Below are 20,697 nucleotides of genomic sequence, written 5' to 3'. Positions count from 1 at the left end.
CTTGATTTTGATCAATTAACAGTTTCAGCAACACAGCTTGAGCCGGCGCAAGACCGCCGCTGGCCGCTGCGCTCTAATGGACAACGTTGGCTGCATAGCCGCCCCATCCGTTACCGCCATGGCCCTGTCCCCGCAATTTCCCCTGCTGCAACGGCTGGCCGCCAGCCTCCATCAACTGGGCTGGCTCGACAGCGCTTGGCTGGCCCTGGCGCGGCTGCTGGCGATAGTGCCCGGCGGGCGCTGCGCGCTGTACCGTTATCAATTTGTGGCGCAGGCCGTGGCGCCCGGTTCGCTGTGCCGCGGGCGCGGCCAGTCGGTCACCGTCACGCCCTGCCTGGCGGAAGCGGACTTGCCGCCCGGTCCCGAGCGCCGGCCCGGCGCGCTGCGCGAACGCTACCGGCAAGGCGCGCAATGCCTGGTGGCGCGCAGTTCGCAAGAAGCTGGCAAGGACAGCATGGCTGGCTGGATCTGGCTGCTGCGCCACGGCTGCCAGGAAGACGAGGTGCGCGCCCGCTACGCGCTGGCCTCAAACCAGTCGTCGTGGGACCTGGACGTGTGGGTGCATCCCGAGCAGCGCGGCGGCCTGGTCTTCGCGCGCCTGTGGGAAGAAGCCAACACCGTGTTGTATGCGCAGGGCGTGCGCTGGACGTGCAGCCGCATCTCGCGCTTCAACCGCGCCTCGCTGGGCGCCCATGCGCGCCTGGGCACGCATGCGCTGGGCACGGCCACCTTCATGCGCTGCGGGCGCTGGCAATGGATGGCCGCCAGCCTGCCGCCGTATCTGCACCTGTCGCGCCGCCCCGACGATATTCCCTGCCTGGCCTTCGATACGTCGTCCCTGCCGCACTACCCTTCCCTGGAGCTGACATGCCGCATCTTGAAGCAGTAAAGCACATCCTCGACACCACGCTGGGCTTGAACGGCCGCGTGCTGGAAAGCCACACGCCGCTGCTGGGCAGTGTGCCGGAACTCGACTCGATGGCCGTGATCGGCGTGATCGCCGCGCTGGAAGACCATTTCGGCATCATCGTCGCCGACGACGACATCCACGCGCGCCACTTCGCCACCGTCGGCACCCTGCACGATTTCGTGTTTGCAAAGCTGCGACCATGAACCGCGCCGCCCTCGACGCGCTGCCGCTGCTGCCCTTCTTCCTGCCCGCCAGCGGCGGCCAGCGCTACTGCCTGCTGCATCTGCCGCCGCCGGGCCAGGCCGCGCGCGGCGGCATTATCTACGTCCATCCCTTCGCGGAAGAACTCAATAAAAGCCGCCACGTGGCCGCCGCGCAGGCGCGCGCCTTTGCCGCCGCCGGTTACAGCGTGCTGCAGATCGACCTGTTTGGCTGCGGCGACAGCAGCGGCGACTTTGGCGAGGCGCGCTGGGACATCTGGCACAACGACCTGCACCTGGCTTGCGCCTGGCTGGCGCAACGGGTTGACGGCCCCTTGACCGTGTGGGGCCTGCGCCTGGGCGCCCTGCTGGCCCTCGATTTCGCCAGCCGCGCGCCGCTGCCTCTGGCGCGTTTGCTGCTGTGGCAACCGGAACTCGATGGACGGCGCAGCATCGACCGCTTCCTGCGCCTGCGCCTGGCGACCGGCATGCTGGCCGGCGGCACGCAGGAAGCGCCCGGCCAGGCGCGCGCCACGCTGGCGAAAGGCGAGCCTGTGGAAGTGGCTGGCTACCTGCTGGCGCCAGAACTGGCGCACGCCATCGACGGCGTCAGCGCCTCCGCACTGCAGCCGGCCGTTCCCGAGCTACCCATCTACTGGCTCGATTACCAGGCGACGGAACAGACTTGCGCGCCCGTGCCGCCACTGGCGCGGCAATGGCGCGAACAGGGCGCCGCCGTGCACGTCGCCAGCTTCGGCGACGGCCCGTTCTGGCACAGCGGCGAGCTGCTGGCGTGTCCGCAACTGCTGGACGCCACGCGTGCGCTGTGCCGCGACTGGCTCGACGACGAAAGGACGCCGCCATGAAACGCGACAGCGGTCAGCAGCACCTGGCAGGGCACGCCGTGCGCGAGCTGGCCCTGCGCTTTCGCAGCACATGTGACGACGAGGAGGCGCAGGCGCGCCTGGCCGGCATCCTCAGCCTGCCCGACGCGCCCGGCGCGCGCGGCGTCTTGATCGTCACGGGCGGGCCGCAGTACAGAATCGGCAGCCACCGCCAGTTCGTCTTGCTGGCCCGCGCCCTGGCCGCGCAAGGCTGGCCCGTGCTGCGTTTCGACTTGCGCGGCATGGGCGACAGCGAGGGCAGCGCGCGCGACTACCGCGCCGCCGGTCCCGACATCGCCGGCGCGCTGGCGCAATTCTTCGACGCCGTGCCGTCCTTGCGCGAAGTGGCGCTGTGGGGCTTGTGCGATGGCGCCACGGCCGCCGCCTGCCATGCGCCGCGCGACGCGCGCGTCACAGCCCTGATCCTGCTCAACCCGTGGGTGCGCAGCAGCGCCGGCCTGGCGCGCGCCACCTTGCGCCACTATTATTTGCCACGCTTGCTGCAAGGCGGTTTCTGGCGCAAGCTGGCCAGCGGCGGATTGCAGCTGGGTGCCAGCCTGGCCTCGCTGCGGCAGGTGGCGGCCGCCACGCAAGCACCGACAACGCAGGCAGACGACGCGCCCGCGCCGGCCCTGCTGCGGGCGCTCACGCAATTCCAGGGCAAGGTGCTGCTGATCCTCAGCGGCGACGACCTGGGCGCACGCGAGTGGCAAGCCCTGCTCGATGGCGATGCGGCCTGGCGCGGCGTCGCCGCCCGCGCGCAGTGGACGCAGGCGCAGGTCGATGGAGCCAACCACACCTTCGCCAGCGCCGCCTGGCGCGGCGAAGTGGAACAGCAATGCGCGCGGTGGCTGCAGTCATGGTAAAAACCTCACCGAACGCGGCCCGACCGAAACGGGTGCTGATGGTCGCCTACCATTTTCCGCCGTTCGCTGGCGGCAGCGGCATCCTGCGCACCCTGGGCTTTGCGCGCCATTTGCCCGACTGCGGCTGGCAGCCGCTGGTGCTCAGTCCCAGCGCCACCGCGTATCCGCATCAGGGCGATTCCCAGCTGGCGCAGACAGTTGCGCAAGCCACCGTGCGGCGCACCCTGGCGCTGGACGCGGCACGCCATCTGTCCATCGGCGGGCGCTATCCGCGCTGCCTGGCGCTGCCCGACCGCTGGAGTTCCTGGTGGCTGAGCGCCGTGCCGGCGGGCCTGCGCATGATCCGCGAATACCGCCCCGACGCCATCTGGTCGACGTATCCGATCGCCACGGCACACCTGATCGCGATGACTTTGCAAAAACTCAGCGGCCTGCCGTGGATCGCCGACCAGCGCGACCCCATGCTCGACGACAGCGACCCGCTGGCGCCGTATCCGCCCGAGCCGCGCCTGCACCGCATGCATGCGTGGATAGAACAGCGCATCGCGGCGCGCAGCGCGGCCATCGTCTGCACCACGCCGGGCGCCGTCGCGGCGCACCAGCGGCGCCTGGCACAACTGCCGCGCGAACGATTCCAGCTGATAGAGAACGGTTACGATGAAGACGGCTATGCAGCCTGCCCTGAACGCACGGGCCACCGCAGCCGCTTTCTGCTGCTGCACAGCGGCGTGATCTATCCGTCCGAGCGCGATCCGCAAGCGCTGTTCGAAGCCCTGGCCCGGCTGCGCCGCGATGGCGTGCTCCACGCCCGCAATTTCCAGCTGGTGCTGCGCGCCACGGGCCACGATGCGTGGCTGGCAGGCCTGCTGGCGAAATACGCCATCGAAGATCTGGTCAGCCTGGCACCCTTGCAGCCGCACGGCGCGGCGCTGCAGGAAATGCTGGCCGCCGACGGCTTGCTGCTCCTGCAGGCGGCCAATTGCAACGGGCAGATACCCGCCAAGCTGTATGAATACCTGCGCTGCCGCCGGCCCATCCTCGCGCTGACGGATCTGGCGGGCGACAGCGCGGCCAAGCTGCGCCACTGCGGCATCGACACCATCGGCCAGCTGGCGTGCAGCGGCGACTGCGCGCGCGCCCTGCTGCGCTTCGTGGAACTGGCGCGCCAGGGGCGCGCGCCGCTGGCCAGCCCCGCCGCCATCGCCCTGCAATCGCGGCAAGCCCGCAGCAACGCCCTGGCCGATTTGCTGGACCAGGTCAGTCACAGGAGCCCGACATGAAACATCCCTTGTTTGCCTGCGCCCTCGCCGCCTGCTGCGCCAGCGCCGGCGCCGCCGATTGTCCACCCTACGTCAAGCACACGCCGGGTGGCGACTACACGAGCGCGGAAGACCGTTCCGGCTTGAGCGTGGTCGAGAAATTCCATTTTTCACGGGCCGTGGAAACGCTCACGCAAGGCATGACGGGCAGCCTGGGCGCCGACATCAGCTACACGCTCGAACACTTCCCGAACCACCACCGGGCGCTGGCGTCGATGGCCAAACTGGGACTGCGTCTGAAAAGCGCGCAGCCGCCCGGCGCCCGCTACACGGTCAGCTGCTACTTCGAACGGGCGATCGCCTTCGCGCCGCACGACGTGACGGCGCGCATGGTGTATGGCAGCTATTTGCTATCCACGGGCCAGGACGCGATGGCGCTGGAACAGCTGGATGCAGCCAGCCGCCTGGCGCCCGAGCAGGCCACCATCCAGTACAACCTGGGCCTGATGTATGTGAAAAAGAAGGAATACGACAAGGCCAGCGCGCACGCGCAAAAAGCCTATGCGCTGGGTTTTCCTCTGCCAGGGCTGAAGAACAAGCTGAAGGCGGCGGGCAAGTGGAGAGAACCGCCACCCACCGTCATGCAAGCGAAGGAAGCACCGACAGAACCGGCCGTGCCGCCGGTCGAAGAACCTAGCGGGGAATGACGGCTGGCCGCTGGGCCACGCTCAAGTGGCCCGTTGGCGACGCGGCCAGCGCGGCGGCCAGGTCTCGCCGCGACTGCGCCTTGTCTTCCGCTTCGCTGATGTACGCCAGTTCGGCCGGCTGCAGCACAGTAAGAGTCAGCAGCATCACTTCGCCATACGGCGTGTCGAACGATGGAGGAATCGTGGCCGTACCCTGGGCCAGCAGCACGCCCACCTGTTCGTTTTCGTCTTCCAGTCCCTTTGGTGCATCTTGCAGGTCGAGCGCCATCGACACGCTGCCGTGGCGCTGCACAAGCAAATCGATGGAGCCATGGTCGGCCACGTTCTGGCTGACCTGGTAAATGAGATCGAAGAGCCACGATGCCTGCACGGGATCGCCGTCAAGGGCGGACAGCGGCGCCTCGATGCACACTTCCAGCAAATGGCCGCGCGGCACAAACACGTCGTCGTCATCCTCGAACGGATCGCTCAAGCCATCGCTGGCGATGAGGATCGAGTCAGGCCGGCGGACCACCCGCCACGCCTGGCGCAACGACGGCCAGCGCGGGCCTCCCATGAAGGCGGGGTTGACCAGCGGCGCCAGCACGTCGGCGTCCATGGCGCCCAGGGTGGCATAAAAGGCGTCGCGCGCGGCGCAGGCCGTGGCCAGCATGTGCGCGCCCGCTTCCTTGCCGACGACGGCGTCATCCGGTTGCGGTACTTGGGGGATAAGGTTTTCAGGCATGAGAGAGTCTTTGAATTAGTCGGTGGGAGGAAAGTCGTCGTAGGAACGGGGCAAATAGCCCCAGATGCGCGCCACCCGGTCGCGCACTTCGAAATCAAAGCCGATGCGTTCGAGTTCCGGCACGATCCACACGCCGTGGTCGATGATTTTCTTGGGCAGCAGCATGGCCACGTGTTCTTCCGAGTACAGGCTGATATCGAACCATTCCACGCCCAGGAAGGGGAACGGCGGGTGGTAATCCCATTCCGTATCCCAGCGCGAGACATAGCCGGTGACGGAGCCGTAGCGGTATGACGGCGCCCAGTCGGTGCGTCCGCGCATGAAGGCCAGCAGTTCGTTCCACTTGCAGTCGTTGGCGGCGCCGGCCAGGTTGCGCCGCGCGATGTGGCCGCGCAGCTTGCGCTTGATGTCCTCGCCGCCGGCGTCGGCCTGCGGCAGGCTGGCCTCTGCCATCAGCGCACCACCGGTTTGACCTTGGACGCGGCCAGCACGGCGCGTTGGCGGGCCGTGTCGATATCGTCGGCCGTGGCCAGCGCCACGCCCATGCGGCGGCGGGCGAACGATTCCGGCTTGCCAAACAGGCGCAAGTCCGCGCCCGGCACGCTCAAGGCGTCGGCCACGCCTTCGAAGGCGATGCCTTTCGCTTCCAGCTGGCCGTAGATGACGGCCGAGGCGCCGGGCGAACGCAGGGCCACGTTGACGGGCAAGCCGAGGATGGCTTTCGCGTGCAGCTCGAATTCGCTCTGCACCTGGCTGGCCATGGTGACCATGCCCGTGTCGTGCGGACGGGGGCTCACTTCCGAGAACCACACCATGTCGTCCTTGACGAACAGCTCCACGCCGAACAGGCCCAGGCCGCCCAGGTTGTCCGTCACCTTGCGGGCGATGTCGCGCGAACGCTCCAGAGCCAGCGGCGCCATGCGCGCCGGCTGCCACGATTCCACGTAGTCGCCATGCACCTGCAAGTGGCCGATCGGCTCGCAGAACTGCGTCTCGATCTGGCCCGAGGCGGCAACAAAACGCACCGTCAGCAAGGTAATTTCGTAATCGAAGTCGATGAAACCTTCGACGATGACCCGGCCCGTATCGACCCGGCTGCCGCTGGCCGCATATGCCCACGCCGCGTCGACGTCTTGCGCGCCATCGAGCTTGGACTGGCCCTTGCCCGACGAGGACATCACGGGTTTCACCACGCACGGAAAACCGATCTCCTGGCATGCCAGCTGCAACTCCTGCAGGCTGCTGGCGAAGCGGTATGGCGACGTGGCCACGCCCAGGGTTTCCGCCGCCAGGGTGCGGATGCCTTCGCGGTTCATCGTCAGCACGGCCGCGCGCGCGTTCGGGATGCACGTGATTTGCCCGGCCGCTTCCAGCGCCGCCAGGGTATCGGTGGCGATGGCTTCGATTTCCGGCACGATCAGGTCCGGCTTTTCCAGGGCTATCAGGGCGGCCAGCGCCACGCCGTCGCTCATGTCGATCACGTGCGAGCGGTGCGCCACCGGGTGGCCGGGCGCGTTCGGATAGCGGTCGACGGCAATCACTTCCACGCCCAGGCGCTGCAGCGAGATGATCACTTCCTTGCCCAGTTCGCCGGAACCCAGCAGCATGACCTTGATGGCGGTGGAAGACAGGGGCGTGCCGAAGGTGCGGGGCGCGATGGTGCTGCTGGTGCGAGTGGTCATGGCAGGATCTGTAAGCGGATGGAAAGATGGCTGGGACTATAGCAAATGCCGGCCATCTTGGACAGGGCGCGCCGCTGGCGTGCGGCGACCACCCGCCCCGCTAACCCGCGTACGCCCGCTTGATCTCGTCAATGTTGATTTTTTTCATGCCCATCATGGCTTTCATCACGCGCTGGGCCTTGGCGGGGTCGGGATCGCCCAGCAGCTTGATCATGAGGGTGGGCACGATTTGCCAGGACACGCCGAACTTGTCCTTGAGCCAGCTGCATTGCTGCGCTTCCGGCGGCCCGCCTTCGGACAGCAGGTTCCAGTAATGATCGACCTCGTCCTGGGTGTCGCAATTGACCTGGAACGAGATCGCTTCGGAAAACTGGAACAGGGGGCCGCCGTTCAGCCCCGTAAACGTCTGGCCATCGAGTTCGAAGGCCACCGTCAGCACGCTGCCCGGCTCCTGGCCGTGGATTTCCTTGCCCTCCTCGCCGTAGCGCAGGATCTGGCCGATCTTCGAATTGGGAAATATTTCCGTATAAAACCGGGCCGCCGCCTCGGCGTTGCCGTTGAACCATAAACATGGGGTAATCTTTTGTACGCTGTGCATGATGTCTCCCTGGTCCGGTGTGTGGATTAGCGTCTCTAATATAGTCGCAATCGCGCCCGCATGGCGCGCGGATCGCGCCTGTTTTGAGTGCATTACCGTCCAGGAATAGCCTCGCGCCCCAGCACGCCGGCGCTGGCAAGCAGGCGCAGCCGGGCCGAGCGCCATTCCGCCTGGCAACGAATGCGCTCCTGCTGCGCCTCGAGCAGCGCCGACTGCGTGTTCAGCATTTCCAGGATATCGGCCGCGCCCAGGCCGAACTTGCGCTGCACGCTGGCCTGGGCATCGCGCGCCGCGTCCAGCCACGTTTGCGAGGCGGCCAGGTTGGCCAAGGCCGTGCTCGCCTCCGCATGCGTTTTCACCAGCTCCATCAAGGTCTGCTGCTGCACTTCCTCGGCTTCCGCTTCCCTTTGCCCGGCTTGCGCCAGCGCGCCGCGCACCTTGTAATGGCGCGCAAAGCCGTCGAACAGGGGAATGTTCAATGCGATGCCCACCAGGGTTTCGCGCGTGGAGGCGGCGGACAAGCCCTGGTTGGGACGGCCGTTCTGGTAGATATTCGCCGTCAGGTCGATGCTGGGGCGGCCTTCCGACTCGGTCACCGCCACCCGTTCGCGCGCGGCCGCCAGCTGCGCCTGCGCGGCCACAATGGCCGGGTGCCGCGCCTGGGCCAGCGCCAGCCAGGTGTGCAAATCTTCGCTCAAGCCCGCCACCGGGGCATCCGCATCGTCGTCCAGGACCACGCCCGCCTCCGCCGGCAAGCCCAGCGTATAGACGAGTACGGCGCGCGCCTTCTGGAACTCGCCATCGGCGCGGCTGGCGCCCAGGGCCGCCTTGGCCAGCGCGCTGGTCGCCTGCAGGGTATCGCTGTGCGAGCCGAGGCCCCGCTGGGCGCGGCGCTGCGTGGCGAGCACCGTTTCGTTCGCCAGGGCCGCGTAGTCCTGGCGCATGCGCACATTTGCCCGCGCCGTCTGGGCGTCGAAATACGCGCTGACGGTGGCCGCCAGGGTTTTTTGCAGCACGGCGTCGCGGTTGGCCAGCGCCGCGTCCAGCAAGGCTTGCGCCGAACGCTGGCCCGCCGCGCGCCCGCCGAAGTCGAACAAACGCCAGGACAGATTGAGCGAGCCCGTATTGCTGTTCAAGCTGCCGGACGGCGTGCTGGCACCCGGATAAGCCGTGCGGTCGTGCACCCGGCTCAGGCCCGCATTCAGGGTTGGCAGAAAGGCGGCCTTTGCCTCGCCCAGGCCGGCCGCCTGCAAGCGGATGCCGGCCCAGGCGCCGTGCACTTGCGCGTTGTGGCACAGGGCCAGGTCGACGGCCGCCGGCAGGGTCAATGGCACGGTCAGCAGCACACCAGCCTCATACGCGGACGGGCATGGCGCGGCATCGAGCCTGCCCGGCGATTGCGCCTGCGCTGCAGCACTGGCCAGCAGCAAGCCGACGGCGATGGCGATGATGGTCATGGCGCGGCGTCTAGCGTTCATGCAGCGCCTCCTTCTGGTGCTGTACCAGCGGCGAGAGCACGTATTCGATCACCCTCCTCGTCCCCGTGCGGATTTCCGCGCGCACGGCCATGCCGGCCGTCAAGGGCACCGTCTTGCCATCGATGACGATGGACGGCTGCCGCAGCGTGATCCTGACGGCATACACGAGGCCCTTCTTTTCATCCTCGACGGCGTCGCGCGAGACGCTGCTGACGACGGCGGGCACGGTGCCATACTTGGTGTAATCGAAGGCGTCGACCTTGATGGCGACCATCTGCCCTTCCTGCACGAAGCCGACGTCGCGGTTTTCCAGCACGGCGTCGATTTCCAGTTTGCCCTGGCGCGGCACGATCTGCATCAGCGCCTGCGCGGCCGGCACGACGCCGCCCACCGTATGCAGCTTCAGCTGCTGCACCGTGCCGTCGACGGGGGCCGTCAAACGCAGCAGACTGCCGCGGGCGCCGGCGCGGCGCGCATCCTGGCCGCTGGCTGCCGCCACCCTGGCCCCTTCCGTCAGCGCGTCGTAGGCGTCCTTGCGCGTCTGCGCCACCAGGGCCGCCCGCTCGCTGCGGGCCGACGCCAGCTGGCCGGCCAGGTCGATGCGCGCCTGCTCCTTTTCCAGCCACGCGTGTTCAGCCACGTCGCGCGTGGCCAGTAGCGCGTGGTAGTCGCCGGCGCGCTGCGCGGCCAATGGCAGCGCCTGGGCATAGCGGGCGATTTCCCCATCGAGATGCGCGAGCCTGGCGCGGAAACTCGCATACTGGCCATCGAGGTGGCCCTGCGCTTCCTCGCGCTGGGAGGCGGAGGCGCCATCGGGCGCCGCCAGCTTCGGCAACGTCAAGCTGTCGATGGCGGCGATCAGCGCGCGCGAACGGGCCATTTGCAGCGCGGCCGCCACGGCGTCGCCGGCGGCCTTGTCGCGCTCGGCATCCGGGCCGCGGCTGTCGAGTTCCACCAGCAGCTGGCCCGCCTTGACGGCTTGCCCTTCCTTTACATGCAGGGCGCTGACGGCCGCCACGTCGACGGAGGCGATGGTCTTGGTGTTACCGGACGGAATGATCTTGCCGGCCGCGTTGACGATGATGTCGACCTGGCCAAAGACCGCCCACAGCACCACGCAGGCAACGAGCAGCATCAGCACCTGGGCCGTCAGGCGCAAGGACGGCGACACGGGCCGCTCCTGCAGCGCCAGCGCGGCCGGTAAAAAGGCCGCCTCGTCTTCGCTCAGCACGGGGCCGCTCAAGGCCGCGCGGTTACGCCAGCTGTGCCGCAGCACCTGGCCGTAGCGTTTGAACAGCTCGCCATACGCGGCCAGGCGGTGGCCGGCGCTCATGTTGCGTCCCCTGTTGCGCTCCCGCTCGTGCCCTGCTGCAGGCTGTACAGATGGGCGTAGATGCCGCCCGGGTTCGCCAGCAGCGCGTCGTGCGTGCCCAGTTCGGCCACCTGCCCCCGCTCCATGACGACGATGCGGTGTGCTTCGCGCACGGCCGACAGGCGGTGGGCGATGATCAGCACGGTGCGTCCCGCGCAAATGCCGCGCATATTGTCCTGGATGATTTTTTCCGATTCGTAGTCGAGCGCGCTCGTCGCTTCGTCGAAAATCAGGATGCGCGGATCGCCGATCAGGGCGCGGGCAATCGCGATGCGCTGGCGCTGGCCGCCGGACAAGCCCGTGCCGTGCTCGCCCACCATGGTGTCGTAGCCCTCTGGCAATTCGCAAATGAAATCGTGGGCACCTGCCAGTTTCGCCACGGCGATGACGGCGTCAATGGGCAGCGCCGGGTCGCTCAGCGCGATGTTGTCGCGCACGGAGCGGTTGAAGAGGATATTTTCCTGCAGCACCACGCCGATCTGGCGCCGCAGCGAGGCCGTGTCGATGACGGCGATATCCTGCCCGTCGATCAGCACCTTGCCCCGTTCGGGAATGTACAGGCGCTGCGCCAGCCGCGTCAGGGTGCTCTTGCCGGAGCCGGAACGCCCGACGATGCCGATCACCTCGCCTGGCGCGATGACAATCGATACATTGCGCAGCACTTCGGCCGCATCGGGGCGGTAGCGGAAACCCACTTGCTGGAACTCGATGGCGCCCGCGATGCGCGGCAGGCGCGCCTTCTGGCTGCCCGCTTCCACACGCGCGTTGAGGATGTCGCCGAGCCGGCTCATCGAGATGCCCACCTGCTGGAAATCGTTCCACAGCTGCGCCAGGCGCAGGATGGGCGAGGCTACCTGCCCGGCCAGCATGTTGAACGCGACCAGTTCGCCCACCGTCATCTTGCCGTCGATGACGAGGGTCGCGCCCCACCACATGATGGCCGCCGTCACCAGCTTGCTGACGAGCGTGACGCCGCCGCTGGCCAGCATGCCGATGTTATTCGCCGACAAGCCCGCCGAGACATAGCCGGCCAGCTGCTTTTCCCATTGTTGCTGCCAGCGCGGTTCCACGGCCATGGCCTTGAGCGTGTCGACGCCGCTGATGGTTTCGACCAGGAAAGACTGGTTTTCCGCGCTGCGGTTGAATTTATCGTTCAGGCGGCCCCGCAGCACGGGCGTGAGCAGCATCGACAGGGCCGCGTATACGGGAATCGAGGCCAGCACGACGACGCTGAGCGCCGCGCTATACCACAGCATGGCGGCAATGAAGATGAAGGAAAACAGCAAATCGAGCACCAGGGTCATGGCGTTGCCGGTGAGAAAAGAGCGGATGTTTTCCAGTTCATGGATGCGCGCCACGGAATCGCCCACGCGGCGCGCCTGGAAATAGGCGATCGGCAAGGCCAGCAAATGGCGGAACAGGCGCGCGCCCAGTTCCACGTCGATCTTGCTGCTGGTGCGTGCGAAAACATAGGTGCGGATGAGGCCCAGCACGGCTTCGAAGACGATGGCGCAGATCAGGCCGATGGCCACCACGTGCAGGGTTTTCATGGCGTGGTTGACCAGCACCTTGTCCATCACCACCTGGAAAAACAGGGGCGTGGCCAGGCCGATCAGTTGCAGCACGAAGGAAATGAGCAACACTTCGCCCAGCAGCCTGCGGTATTTGACGATGGCGGGGATGAACCAGCTGAAGTCGAAACGGGCCGTCTCGCCCGCATAGCTGGCCTTGCTGGTGAAAAAGATCAGTTCCCCACTCCAGGCGGCAAGGAAGGCTGCCCGGCCGAGGATTTGCGGCGGCTGGCCCGGATGCTGGACCAGCACCTTGCTCACGCCGTCAGCACCTGTGTCCACCTTGCCAAGGATAAAGAAACGGCCATCCGTATCGATGGCGATGGCGGGCAGCGGCGCTTGCGCCAGCCGTTCGGGCGCCTGGCGCACCAGTTTGGCCGTCAAGCCAAGTTGCCGCGCGGCCAGCAGCACGGTTTGCCGCGTGAACACGGCCTGGCCGAAGGCGTGCTTGAGCTGGGCGCCATCGGCGGCGACGCCGTGCAGGCTGGCCATCAGCAGCAGTGACAGCAAGCCCGTGTCGGGCGTGGTTTTTTCAATCGGTGGCGTATCGTTGCGGTAGGAGAGGACTGTCATCGGGCAATATCAGAAATTCAATGGCGCAGCCAGGCCGTGGCGGGTGACCCCGGCCCGGCTGCGTGATGGTGGATCTAGTTGCTCAACGGTTTAATGCGCCGCCGCCAGCTGGAGCTGCGTCGACGGGCCGCCTTGCGCCGACCACGGCGCCGATGCGGCCGCCGGCACGGCAAAGCCGGCCATCGCTTGCACCAGCTGCGCGGCATCCGCTTGCCAGCCGCTGAAACCGCCCTGGCTGGCGGCACCCAATGGCTGAGCGGCGCGCCAGTTCTGCGCCAGCACCGGCGCCAGGATGGCGGCTGTGCCGGCAGGCAGAGTGAGCTGGCCGGCTGGCGGCGGCGTCAGACTGGCCATCGCCTGCACCAGGTTTTGCACCTGGCTGCCCAGCAAGACCCGGCCATCGGCCATGCGGAATTCCTCGATGCGCCGCTCCGCGCTCTCGTACCAGCCGGTGACGGTGATCTTGTCGCTGGTGCCGATGGTGCTCACTTCCAGAGCCGTGCCCACCTGGCGGAACCACAGCTGCTCGGCGCTGACGCCGGCCAAAAAGGAGACCACGTCGCGGCTGCCTGCCTCGTTGGCCTCGTTGATCAAGTCGGCGCCGTCGCCGCGGGCGAAGATATAGGTGTCGTTGCCCAGCACACCGGCCAGGATGTCGTCGCCCTTGCCGCCTTGCAAGATATCGTTGCCCAGGACGCCCAGCAGGGTGTTCTTCAGTTCATTGCCGATCAACACGTCGTCGAACTTGCTGCCGACAACCGCGATGAAATTGGCCACTACATCCACGCCCGGACGCGCCGCCAGTGCCGTGCCTGCGGGGGCGAAGGCAACCGTCGCGCCAGCGCTTGCATTGACGTAATTGAGCGTGTTGCCCGCACCGCCGCCGTCGAGCACATTGCCGCCGGGGGTAGTGACGAAAAAGACGTTGTTGGTGAAGGCGCTGCCCGTCACCGTCAGGCCAGGGACGCCGAGGCGCACATTCTCGACGTTGCCGGCCACCGTATAGTTGACCGTGGTAAACACGGTGTCGCTGCCGCCATTGCCCCGTTCGACGATGAAGTCGCCACTGTGATTGACGTGATAGGTGTCGTCACCGCCCAGGCCTTCCATCAGGTCGGCGCCGGCCGTGCCCTTGATGAGGTCGGCATTTTCCGTGCCGACAAAGGTTTGCTCCGTCAACTGCGTGGGACCGTTGAAGTGCCAGGCCTGGGACAGCACGGGCGCCAGGGCGGCGGCGGTGCCTGCCGGCAGGGTCAGCTGGCCCAGCGGCGGTGGCGCCAGGGTCGCCATCGCCTGCACCAGCAGTTGCACATCGGCGCCGCGCATGACGTGGCCGGCGGCCGTGCGGAATTCCTCGATGTTCGGCGCAGCCTTGTTCCAGGCGCGGATGGTGATCTTGTCCGTCGTGCCGATGGTGCTCACTTCCAGGTCCGCGCCCACCTGGCGAAACCACAGCTGGTCGATGTTGACGCCGGCCAGGAAAGCGATGGCGTCGTAATTGGCGTCGGCGGACGCTTCGATGATGACGTCGGCGCCGTCGCCGCGCGCAAAGACATAGGTATCGTCGCCCAGGCCGCCGGTCAGCACATCGTCGCCCTTGCCGCCTTGCAAGGTATCGTTGCCGAGCCCGCCAGACAGGGTGTTGGCCAGTTCGTTGCCGATCAGCACATCGTCATAGGCACTGCCTGTCACGCTGGAAATATTGACCAGCACATCGCTGCCAGGCAAGAGCGCGCTACCGCCGACGACGGGAACGATGGTCGCCGTGGCGCCCGCCTTGGCACCCGCATAAGTGGCCGAATTATTGCTGCCGATGCCATACAACAAGTTGCCGCCAGCAACGTCGACGTGAAAGACGTTGCCGCTGCCGTTACCTGTCACACCCACGCCCGCGGCGGCCAGGTGCACCTCTTCGATGTTGGCGCCCATGGTGTAGCTGACCGTCGTGTAGACAGTGTCGCGGCCGCCGCCAGGCTGTTCGGTCACCACGTCGTAGCCATGGTTGACGTAATAAATGTCATCGCCGGCCAGGCCCGCCATCACATCGGCGCCCGCCGTGCCCTTGATGATGTCCGGATTCGCCGTGCCAGTGAAGACGCCGTTGCCGGGCTGATTCGGTCCTTCCGTGCGCCAGTTCTGCGCCAGCACGGGAGCCAGGACGGTGGCTGCGTAGATTGGCAAAGTCAGCTGGCCAGCCGGTGGCGGCTGCAGTGCGGCCATCGCCTGCACCAGGTTTTTCACGTCGCTGCCCAGCAGCACGCGGCCATCGGCCGTGCGGAATTCCTGGATGCGGGGCGCGCTGCCTGCGCTGTACCAGCCATTGATGGTGATCTTGTCGCTCGTGCCGATGGTGCTCACTTCCAGGTTCATGCCTACCTGGCGGAACCACAGCTGGTCGGCGCTGACGCCGGCCAGGAAGGAGACGACATTCTGGCTGCCCCCCTCGAGCACATCGGTGATGACGTCGGCGCCGTCGCCGCGGGCAAAGATATAGGTATCGTCCCCCTGCATGCCGGCCAGCAGATCATCGCCCTTGCCACCGCGTAAGGTATCGTTGCCGAAGCCGCCCACGAGGGCGTTCTTGAGTTCGTTGCCGGTGAAGACATCGTCGAACTTGCTGCCGCCGATGCTCATCAGGTTGACCAGGATGTCGCTGCCCGCTGGCGCCGCCAGTGGGTCATTCGCGCCCAGCAGCGTCGCCGTCACGCCTGTGCTGGAACCGATATAAGCGACCGAATTGCCCGTGCCGCCGCCATCTATCCTGTTGCCACCGGCCGTGTCGACGTGAAACACATTATTGGTATTGGCGCTGCCCGTCACGGTCAGCCCGGCGGCGGTCAGGTACACGCTCTCCACGTTCTCGGCCACCTGGTAATTGACGCTGGTATACACCTTGTCGTTGCCGCCATTGGCCAGCTCGACGATCACGTCGCCGCTGTCGTTGACGTAATACGTATCGTCGCCGGCCAGGCCTTCGAGCACGTCGGCGCCCGTGGTGCCGCTGAGCACATCGGCGTTCGGCGTGCCGGTGAAGCGCTGCAGGGCCGCGGCGGCGGCACTGTTCAGGTAGGCCTCGATGGCGGCAATGCCATCGCCTGCGGAGGCGGAAGTGTGCGATGCAAATTTTTCAGTCATGTTGCAGTTTCCTGTCGTTAAACGTCAAAACCAAGAGTGAATATGTCGGCGCAAGCCGGCATGCAAGGCAAAAGTCCCGGCCGCATCCACCTGCCGTTCAGCGTGCACATTCAACGGTCCGGCACTTTCGGCGCATGGACGGCGCGCGGTTGAGCGTCGCCTCGCATGCACGCCTTAATGACGGTCAAACGGGACAGCCACTGTTATTTGTCATGCAAATGTCACACTGAATGAAGGAAAGAGGAGGAACCTTGCCCGGTTTTTTCTGTCGCCGCTGCATCCATTGTGCGAGAATGCCCCTCCCTCCTGGATGGTGCGCATGATGACCAAACTCGCCGCAAGCATCACTGTAATGACACTCGCGCTGGCAGCTTGCAAGCCCGCAGCCACGGCACCTGCGCATGACATTCCCGCGGCCATGCGCCAGACGGCGACCACCTTGCTGCAGTCAACATTGCTGCACGCGACCTCGATTGCCGTCGTGTATCGCGGCAAGGAATTCATGCTGCATCAAGGCGAGCTGGAGACCGGCAAAGCCAATCCGCCGAACGATACAACGCTGTATGAAATCGGCTCGATCAGCAAGACTTTTGCCGGCCTGCTGCTGGCGAACGCTGTGCTCGATGGGAAGGCGGCGCTCGACGATCCCATTCAAAAATACCTGCCGGCCGCCTACCCGAACCTGCAGTCGCAGGGGCAGCCAGTGCGCTTGCGCCATTTGATCACGCACACCAGCACCATGCCGGGCATGCTGCCATTGCAGGTGAACACCATATTGAAGGATTTCACCGCACACGCCACGCCGGCAAAGCTCAATGCGGCCTACGCCAGCTACGGACAACAGCAATTCTGGCAAGACTTGCACACAGTCAGCATCTCAGGTCCGCTAGGCAAGGACTACGCCTATTCCAGCGCCGGCACCGAACTCATTGCGCACACGCTGGAAAAAATCTACGGCATGCCCTATGCAGTCCTGCTCACGCAATTCGTCGCGCGCGAAGCGGGCATGCGCGATACCAGGCTGAGAATCGCCGCCACGGATGCCGACCGGCTGGCACCCGGCTACCACAGCGACAATCCCGTCGCGACAACACCGATGCCGCAACTGCCCTGGGGGGCAGCCGGCAACCTGAAGTCCACCATGCCGGACATGGCGAAGTACCTGCGCCTGCAATTGAGCGCCCATCCCGCGGTCATCGAATCGCACCAGCCGCTGGTGCGCTTTCAGGACGACTTCAGTATTGGTTACTTCTGGAACATCGGCAGCAATAGCCAGTTGGGCACGCATTATGTACACCATGGCGGCGTGCCGCGTGCGCAAAGCTACGCCTGGGTCGTTCCCAAATACCAGCTGGGGGTCTTCATCATCACCAACCAGAGCGGCGACGCGACCGCCGGCGCCATGGAAAGCGCGCTGGCGCATATTTTCGACACGGTGGAATCCCTGGAAAGCGTGGAGTAGGCCGTCAACAATACAAATAGCGCCAGAGTTTGGCGAGATGGCGCTTATTTGCCCGGCGCGGCGCGCACGTTAGCGCTGGCCACATGCAACTGCAAGGCCGTCAGGGAAGCATCCGCCGTCATGGCACAGCGCCAAAAGTCTGATCCTGCAACTGCTGCACCAGGAAATCGATGAAGACGCGCAGGCGCGGCGGCAGGTGGCGGCTGGCTGGCCACAGCAGCCAGAAGGCAGTGCGCGCCTGCGTATGCTCGTCCAGCAGCGAGACCAGTTGCCCCGCCGCCAGCTCGCGCTGCACGGCAAATGCAGGCAGATAGGCGATGCCCTGCCCCTGCACGGCCAGGAAGACGCGCATTTCCACGCTGTTGCAGACCATGCCGGGCACCGGGTGGGTTGCCTCGTCCATCAGCGGCCACTGTTCCAGGCGGCCCGTGGCGGGAAAGCGGTAGTCGAGGCGCGCGTGTTCCAGCAGTTCGGCGCCATCAACGGGCCGGCCATGGCGCGCCAGGTAGGCGGGCGACGCCAGCAGCAGGCGCCGGAAGGTGCACAGTTTGCGCCGCATCAAGCTTGAGTCGGCCAGCTCGCCCGTGCGCACGGCCGCGTCAAAGCCGTCGCTGACGATGTTGACCATGGCGTCGGAGAAATCAAGGTCGAGTTCGATGGCGGGATAGGCTTGCATGAACGCGCCGATGGCCGGCTCGAACAGGCCGCTGTAGCGTGGCAGGCTGATGCGCAGGCGGCCGCTGGGCGCGCCGCTCGATTCGCCCAGCTCGCGCTCTGCCGCTTCCACTTCCGCCAGGATGCGCTTGCAGCGCTGCAGGAATTTCTCCCCTTCCGCCGTCAATGCCAGGTGCCGCGTGCTGCGCTGGAACAGGCGCGCACCGAGCCGCGCCTCCATGCGCGCCACGCTCTTGCCGACGGCCGACGATGACAGACCCAGCAGCCGGCCCGTGGCCGAAAAACTGCCGCTGTCGGCCACCTGCACGAACATGGCGATGCCACCCAAGCTATCCATTTGCGCTCCATTCACGACATTTTTGTCCGATATGTTGATCAGTTTAGCCCATTTTTCTTCAATGATGGGCGCGCCATACTCGCCTCTTTCTTTCATATCCGACACCCATGTCCTCTTCCTCACGTCTTTCACTCCCCCTGCAAGTGCTGGCCGCTTGCCTGACGGGCTTGCTGATTCCCCTGTGCTTCACGGGCCCGGCCGTGGCCCTGCCCGCCCTCGGCGCCGAATTGCACGGCAGCGCCGCCGCCCTGAACTGGGTCATCAATGCGTATATCCTCAGCTATGGCAGCGCCATGATGGTGGCCGGCAGCCTGACGGACGTGCTGGGACGGCGCCGCGTCTGGCTGGCGGGGCTGGCGTTGTTTTGCGTGGCGACACTGGCCATCGCCCACGCGCCATCGGTGGCTTGGATCGCCGTGCTGCGCTTCGTGCAGGGCCTGGGCGGCGCGGCCGCGTTCGCCGCCGCCATGTCCTCGCTGGCGCCCTTGTTCCACGGCGCGGCGCGCAGCCGCGTGATGAGCGTGCTGGGCACGACGTTCGGCCTGGGCCTGGCCTTCGGTCCGCTGGCGGCCGGCGCCATGCTGGCACTGGCCCGCTGGCCCGCCATCTTTTATGCCACGGCCGTGCTGGGCGCCATCGGCATGCTGCTGGTATGGGTCAGCGTGCCGGCCGATCCGGCGCGCGGCCAGGGCCGGCTGGACTGGCCCGGCGCCATCAGCTTCAGCGCCGCGCTGGGCCTGCTGACCCTGGGCATGCTGCTGGCGCCCGAACACGGCTGGCGCAACGGCGCCGTGCTGCTGTCCGTCGCCGCATCCGTGCTGCTGTTCCTCGCCTTTGTCGCCATCGAGCGCAGGACGGCGCGGCCCATGCTGGATTTGTCGCTGTTCCGCCAGCGCCGCTTTATCGCCGTGCAAGTGCTGGCCGCTTCGCCCGCCTTCCTGTTCATCGTGCTCATCGTCATGCTGCCGGGGCGCTTCATCGGCATCGACCACATGTCCGCGCTGGCGGCGGGCCGTTTGATGATCGCCCTGGCCGCGCCGCTGCTGCTCGTGCCCATGCTGGCGGCGCTGCTGTCGCGCTGGGTCAACACGGGCGCCCTGTGCGCGGCGGGACTGCTGCTGGCCGCGGCGGGCCTGGCCTGGCTGGCGCAGGTGCTGGGCCATGGAGGCACCGCGGCGCTGGCCGGCCCCCTGCTGCTGATCGGCGTGGGCATAGGCTTGCCGTGGGGCTTGATGGATGGCATGGCCTTGAGCGTGGTGGAAACGGAGCGGGCCGGCATGGCGACGGGCATCTTCAATACCGTGCGCGTCAGCGCTGACGGGGTGGCGCTGGCGCTGGCTGGCTCCTTGTTGGCCGGCCTGATCGGCGCGGGCCTGGCGCAGCAACTACCAGCCGAGCTACCCGTGCTGGCCGCGGCCAGCCGCGCCGCGCTCGGCGATATCGAGCAGGCGACACAACTGCTGGGCGGCCAGGAAGCGCTGCTGCGCGCCAGCTATGACGCCGCCTTCCGCCAGTTGCTGCTCGGCCTGGCGGTGCTGGCCGTGGCGCTGGCGGCGCTGGTGCCGTATCTGCTCAGGAAGAAAGAAAAGCGCCTGACAAAACCGTAGCGAGCGGAAGGTAGAGGTGGTCGAGAAGCGCAACCGTACTAGCGTACGGTGAGCATCGCAGGCCGCCTATACCGACGCGCAGTAGGTTTTGGACGGTGCTTTAGGCGTCCAGGCCGTAGAACACCGCAACCAGGATGGCGATATTGTTGCAGGCGCGTGCGAACGCCGTTGTCGCATAGGCAACGGCCACGCTGGGGCCGCGGTAGCGCAGGTAGACAAAGCTGAACATGGCGCCCGACCCCAGCGCGACGATGGCGTGCAACAAGCCGCCGCTGATGAAATGCACGACGGCCCACAGGATGGCGCCGATAAAAACGCTCAGTTGCCGGCTGGCGCCCAGGCGCCGGAGGATTTCCAGCGGCAGCAGCTGGCCGAGGAAGGTTTCCAGGATGGGAGAATAGATGACGACCCAGAACACCAGCAGCGGCAGCGACATTTCGCGCTTGAACTTGGACAAGCCCGTGTGCGCGCCCCAGTATTCGGGCGGCAACAGCCATTTGGTGATAAACAGGATGGCAAAGCACAGCATGCAGGTGAGCAGACCCCAGCCGAGACCGGCAAGGGCCAGCTGCAGCACGGGCGGCGCCGGTTTGTCGTCGTCCGGGCTGGATAGATCATGGCTGCTGCGCACTTGCATGAGAAGTCCTGGCGGTGATC

18 protein-coding genes are annotated in these 20,697 nt (G+C 66.5%); 8 read left to right on the top strand and 10 right to left on the bottom strand.

The genetic code is table 11. The annotated features are described in order from the left end of the window. The first annotated feature begins 118 nt into the window (after positions 1 to 118). Genes KO539_RS10535 through KO539_RS10510 form a run of 6 tightly spaced genes read left to right on the top strand, consistent with a single transcriptional unit; the run spans position 119 to position 4,826 of the window. Positions 119 to 889 (top strand): hypothetical protein, encoded by a 771-nt coding sequence (locus KO539_RS10535; protein WP_219309056.1) that lies wholly within the window; start codon positions 119 to 121, stop codon positions 887 to 889. Beyond that, positions 868 to 1,113 (top strand): acyl carrier protein, encoded by a 246-nt coding sequence (locus KO539_RS10530; RefSeq protein ID WP_219309055.1) that lies wholly within the window; start codon positions 868 to 870, stop codon positions 1,111 to 1,113. Before KO539_RS10535 ends, KO539_RS10530 begins: the two co-directional genes overlap by 22 nt. Beyond that, positions 1,110 to 1,976, top strand: a complete 867-nt coding sequence (locus KO539_RS10525; protein ID WP_219309054.1) for a hydrolase 2, exosortase A system-associated — start codon at positions 1,110 to 1,112, stop codon at positions 1,974 to 1,976. Before KO539_RS10530 ends, KO539_RS10525 begins: the two co-directional genes overlap by 4 nt. Next, entirely contained in the window at positions 1,973 to 2,860 is an 888-nt protein-coding gene (locus KO539_RS10520) for a hydrolase 1, exosortase A system-associated (RefSeq protein WP_219309050.1), read from the top strand. The genes KO539_RS10525 and KO539_RS10520 overlap by 4 nt, the downstream gene beginning before the upstream one ends. Next, positions 2,854 to 4,140: a glycosyltransferase gene (locus tag KO539_RS10515; protein ID WP_257626228.1), complete on the top strand. Its 1,287-nt coding sequence runs from the start codon at positions 2,854 to 2,856 to the stop codon at positions 4,138 to 4,140. Before KO539_RS10520 ends, KO539_RS10515 begins: the two co-directional genes overlap by 7 nt. Further along, the gene (locus KO539_RS10510; RefSeq protein ID WP_219309049.1) at positions 4,137 to 4,826 is read left to right on the top strand and encodes an ABC transporter permease; all 690 of its coding nucleotides are present in this window, start codon (positions 4,137 to 4,139) and stop codon (positions 4,824 to 4,826) included. Before KO539_RS10515 ends, KO539_RS10510 begins: the two co-directional genes overlap by 4 nt. On the opposite strand, the gene KO539_RS10505 is transcribed toward KO539_RS10510, so the two are convergent. The 8 genes from KO539_RS10505 to KO539_RS30580 all read right to left on the bottom strand — a co-directional run bounded on the left by KO539_RS10505 (position 4,813) and on the right by KO539_RS30580 (position 15,959). Continuing rightward, positions 4,813 to 5,550, bottom strand: coding sequence for a hypothetical protein (locus tag KO539_RS10505; RefSeq protein WP_219309048.1), 738 nt, complete (start codon positions 5,548 to 5,550; stop codon positions 4,813 to 4,815). The two genes, KO539_RS10510 and KO539_RS10505, sit on opposite strands and share 14 nt — an antisense overlap. Positions 5,551 to 5,565: 15 nt before the next feature. Next, positions 5,566 to 6,003, bottom strand: coding sequence for a DUF6678 family protein (locus KO539_RS10500; RefSeq protein WP_257626227.1), 438 nt, complete (start codon positions 6,001 to 6,003; stop codon positions 5,566 to 5,568). Continuing rightward, a complete protein-coding gene (purT, locus tag KO539_RS10495; protein WP_219309047.1) occupies positions 6,003 to 7,232 on the bottom strand; it encodes a formate-dependent phosphoribosylglycinamide formyltransferase in 1,230 nt (409 codons plus the stop codon). The genes KO539_RS10500 and purT overlap by 1 nt, the downstream gene beginning before the upstream one ends. A 100-nt stretch (positions 7,233 to 7,332) precedes the next feature. Beyond that, positions 7,333 to 7,830: a VOC family protein gene (locus KO539_RS10490; RefSeq protein WP_257626226.1), complete on the bottom strand. Its 498-nt coding sequence runs from the start codon at positions 7,828 to 7,830 to the stop codon at positions 7,333 to 7,335. A 92-nt stretch (positions 7,831 to 7,922) separates the two neighbouring features. Then, the gene (locus tag KO539_RS10485; RefSeq protein WP_257626225.1) at positions 7,923 to 9,308 is read right to left on the bottom strand and encodes a TolC family protein; all 1,386 of its coding nucleotides are present in this window, start codon (positions 9,306 to 9,308) and stop codon (positions 7,923 to 7,925) included. Next, positions 9,298 to 10,641, bottom strand: coding sequence for an HlyD family type I secretion periplasmic adaptor subunit (locus KO539_RS10480; protein WP_219309046.1), 1,344 nt, complete (start codon positions 10,639 to 10,641; stop codon positions 9,298 to 9,300). Before KO539_RS10480 ends, KO539_RS10485 begins: the two co-directional genes overlap by 11 nt. Next, positions 10,638 to 12,824 (bottom strand): type I secretion system permease/ATPase, encoded by a 2,187-nt coding sequence (locus KO539_RS10475; RefSeq protein WP_219309044.1) that lies wholly within the window; start codon positions 12,822 to 12,824, stop codon positions 10,638 to 10,640. Before KO539_RS10475 ends, KO539_RS10480 begins: the two co-directional genes overlap by 4 nt. Before the next feature lie 90 nt (positions 12,825 to 12,914). Continuing rightward, on the bottom strand, positions 12,915 to 15,959 hold the full coding sequence (locus KO539_RS30580) for a calcium-binding protein (RefSeq protein WP_219309043.1): 3,045 nt from the start codon (positions 15,957 to 15,959) through the stop codon (positions 12,915 to 12,917). Between the two features lie 319 nt (positions 15,960 to 16,278). On the opposite strand from KO539_RS30580, the gene KO539_RS10465 reads away from it, so the two are divergent. Next, positions 16,279 to 17,421 carry a serine hydrolase gene (locus KO539_RS10465; protein ID WP_219309042.1) on the top strand — a complete coding sequence of 381 codons (1,143 nt, stop codon included), beginning with the start codon at positions 16,279 to 16,281 and terminating at the stop codon, positions 17,419 to 17,421. 118 nt (positions 17,422 to 17,539) lie between these two features. Here KO539_RS10465 and KO539_RS10460 read toward each other — a convergent pair whose 3' ends face one another. Next, on the bottom strand, positions 17,540 to 18,433 hold the full coding sequence (locus tag KO539_RS10460) for a LysR family transcriptional regulator (RefSeq protein ID WP_219309041.1): 894 nt from the start codon (positions 18,431 to 18,433) through the stop codon (positions 17,540 to 17,542). Positions 18,434 to 18,540: 107 nt separating this feature from the next. Here KO539_RS10460 and KO539_RS10455 point away from each other — a divergent pair, with 107 nt between their 5' ends. Continuing rightward, complete coding sequence (locus KO539_RS10455; protein ID WP_219309040.1) at positions 18,541 to 20,040, top strand: MFS transporter; 1,500 nt, start codon at positions 18,541 to 18,543, stop codon at positions 20,038 to 20,040. Between the two features lie 100 nt (positions 20,041 to 20,140). Here KO539_RS10455 and KO539_RS10450 read toward each other — a convergent pair whose 3' ends face one another. Further along, the gene (locus KO539_RS10450; protein WP_099401861.1) at positions 20,141 to 20,677 is read right to left on the bottom strand and encodes a CPBP family intramembrane metalloprotease; all 537 of its coding nucleotides are present in this window, start codon (positions 20,675 to 20,677) and stop codon (positions 20,141 to 20,143) included. Positions 20,678 to 20,697 lie beyond the last annotated feature (20 nt).

This window comes from Janthinobacterium sp. NKUCC06_STL, from assembly GCF_019345455.1.
Lineage (GTDB): Bacteria > Pseudomonadota > Gammaproteobacteria > Burkholderiales > Burkholderiaceae_D > Janthinobacterium > Janthinobacterium rivuli.
The sequence above is the reverse complement of the archived record's forward strand: the minus strand, read 5'-3'. Positions and strand labels throughout refer to the sequence as shown.

Excerpts from the sequence above, each read along its gene's own strand:
- KO539_RS10535 (WP_219309056.1), top strand. The coding sequence starts at position 119 with ATGGCCCTGTCCCCGCAATTTCCCCTGCTGCAACGGCTGGCCGCCAGC.
- KO539_RS10530 (WP_219309055.1), top strand. The coding sequence starts at position 868 with ATGCCGCATCTTGAAGCAGTAAAGCACATCCTCGACACCACGCTGGGC.
- KO539_RS10525 (WP_219309054.1), top strand. The coding sequence starts at position 1,110 with ATGAACCGCGCCGCCCTCGACGCGCTGCCGCTGCTGCCCTTCTTCCTG.
- KO539_RS10520 (WP_219309050.1), top strand. The coding sequence starts at position 1,973 with ATGAAACGCGACAGCGGTCAGCAGCACCTGGCAGGGCACGCCGTGCGC.
- KO539_RS10515 (WP_257626228.1), top strand. The coding sequence starts at position 2,854 with ATGGTAAAAACCTCACCGAACGCGGCCCGACCGAAACGGGTGCTGATG.
- KO539_RS10510 (WP_219309049.1), top strand. The coding sequence starts at position 4,137 with ATGAAACATCCCTTGTTTGCCTGCGCCCTCGCCGCCTGCTGCGCCAGC.
- KO539_RS10505 (WP_219309048.1), bottom strand. The coding sequence starts at position 5,550 with ATGCCTGAAAACCTTATCCCCCAAGTACCGCAACCGGATGACGCCGTC.
- KO539_RS10500 (WP_257626227.1), bottom strand. The coding sequence starts at position 6,003 with ATGGCAGAGGCCAGCCTGCCGCAGGCCGACGCCGGCGGCGAGGACATC.
- purT (WP_219309047.1), bottom strand. The coding sequence starts at position 7,232 with ATGACCACTCGCACCAGCAGCACCATCGCGCCCCGCACCTTCGGCACG.
- KO539_RS10490 (WP_257626226.1), bottom strand. The coding sequence starts at position 7,830 with ATGCACAGCGTACAAAAGATTACCCCATGTTTATGGTTCAACGGCAAC.
- KO539_RS10485 (WP_257626225.1), bottom strand. The coding sequence starts at position 9,308 with ATGAACGCTAGACGCCGCGCCATGACCATCATCGCCATCGCCGTCGGC.
- KO539_RS10480 (WP_219309046.1), bottom strand. The coding sequence starts at position 10,641 with ATGAGCGCCGGCCACCGCCTGGCCGCGTATGGCGAGCTGTTCAAACGC.
- KO539_RS10475 (WP_219309044.1), bottom strand. The coding sequence starts at position 12,824 with ATGACAGTCCTCTCCTACCGCAACGATACGCCACCGATTGAAAAAACC.
- KO539_RS30580 (WP_219309043.1), bottom strand. The coding sequence starts at position 15,959 with ATGACTGAAAAATTTGCATCGCACACTTCCGCCTCCGCAGGCGATGGC.
- KO539_RS10465 (WP_219309042.1), top strand. The coding sequence starts at position 16,279 with ATGATGACCAAACTCGCCGCAAGCATCACTGTAATGACACTCGCGCTG.
- KO539_RS10460 (WP_219309041.1), bottom strand. The coding sequence starts at position 18,433 with ATGGATAGCTTGGGTGGCATCGCCATGTTCGTGCAGGTGGCCGACAGC.
- KO539_RS10455 (WP_219309040.1), top strand. The coding sequence starts at position 18,541 with ATGTCCTCTTCCTCACGTCTTTCACTCCCCCTGCAAGTGCTGGCCGCT.
- KO539_RS10450 (WP_099401861.1), bottom strand. The coding sequence starts at position 20,677 with ATGCAAGTGCGCAGCAGCCATGATCTATCCAGCCCGGACGACGACAAA.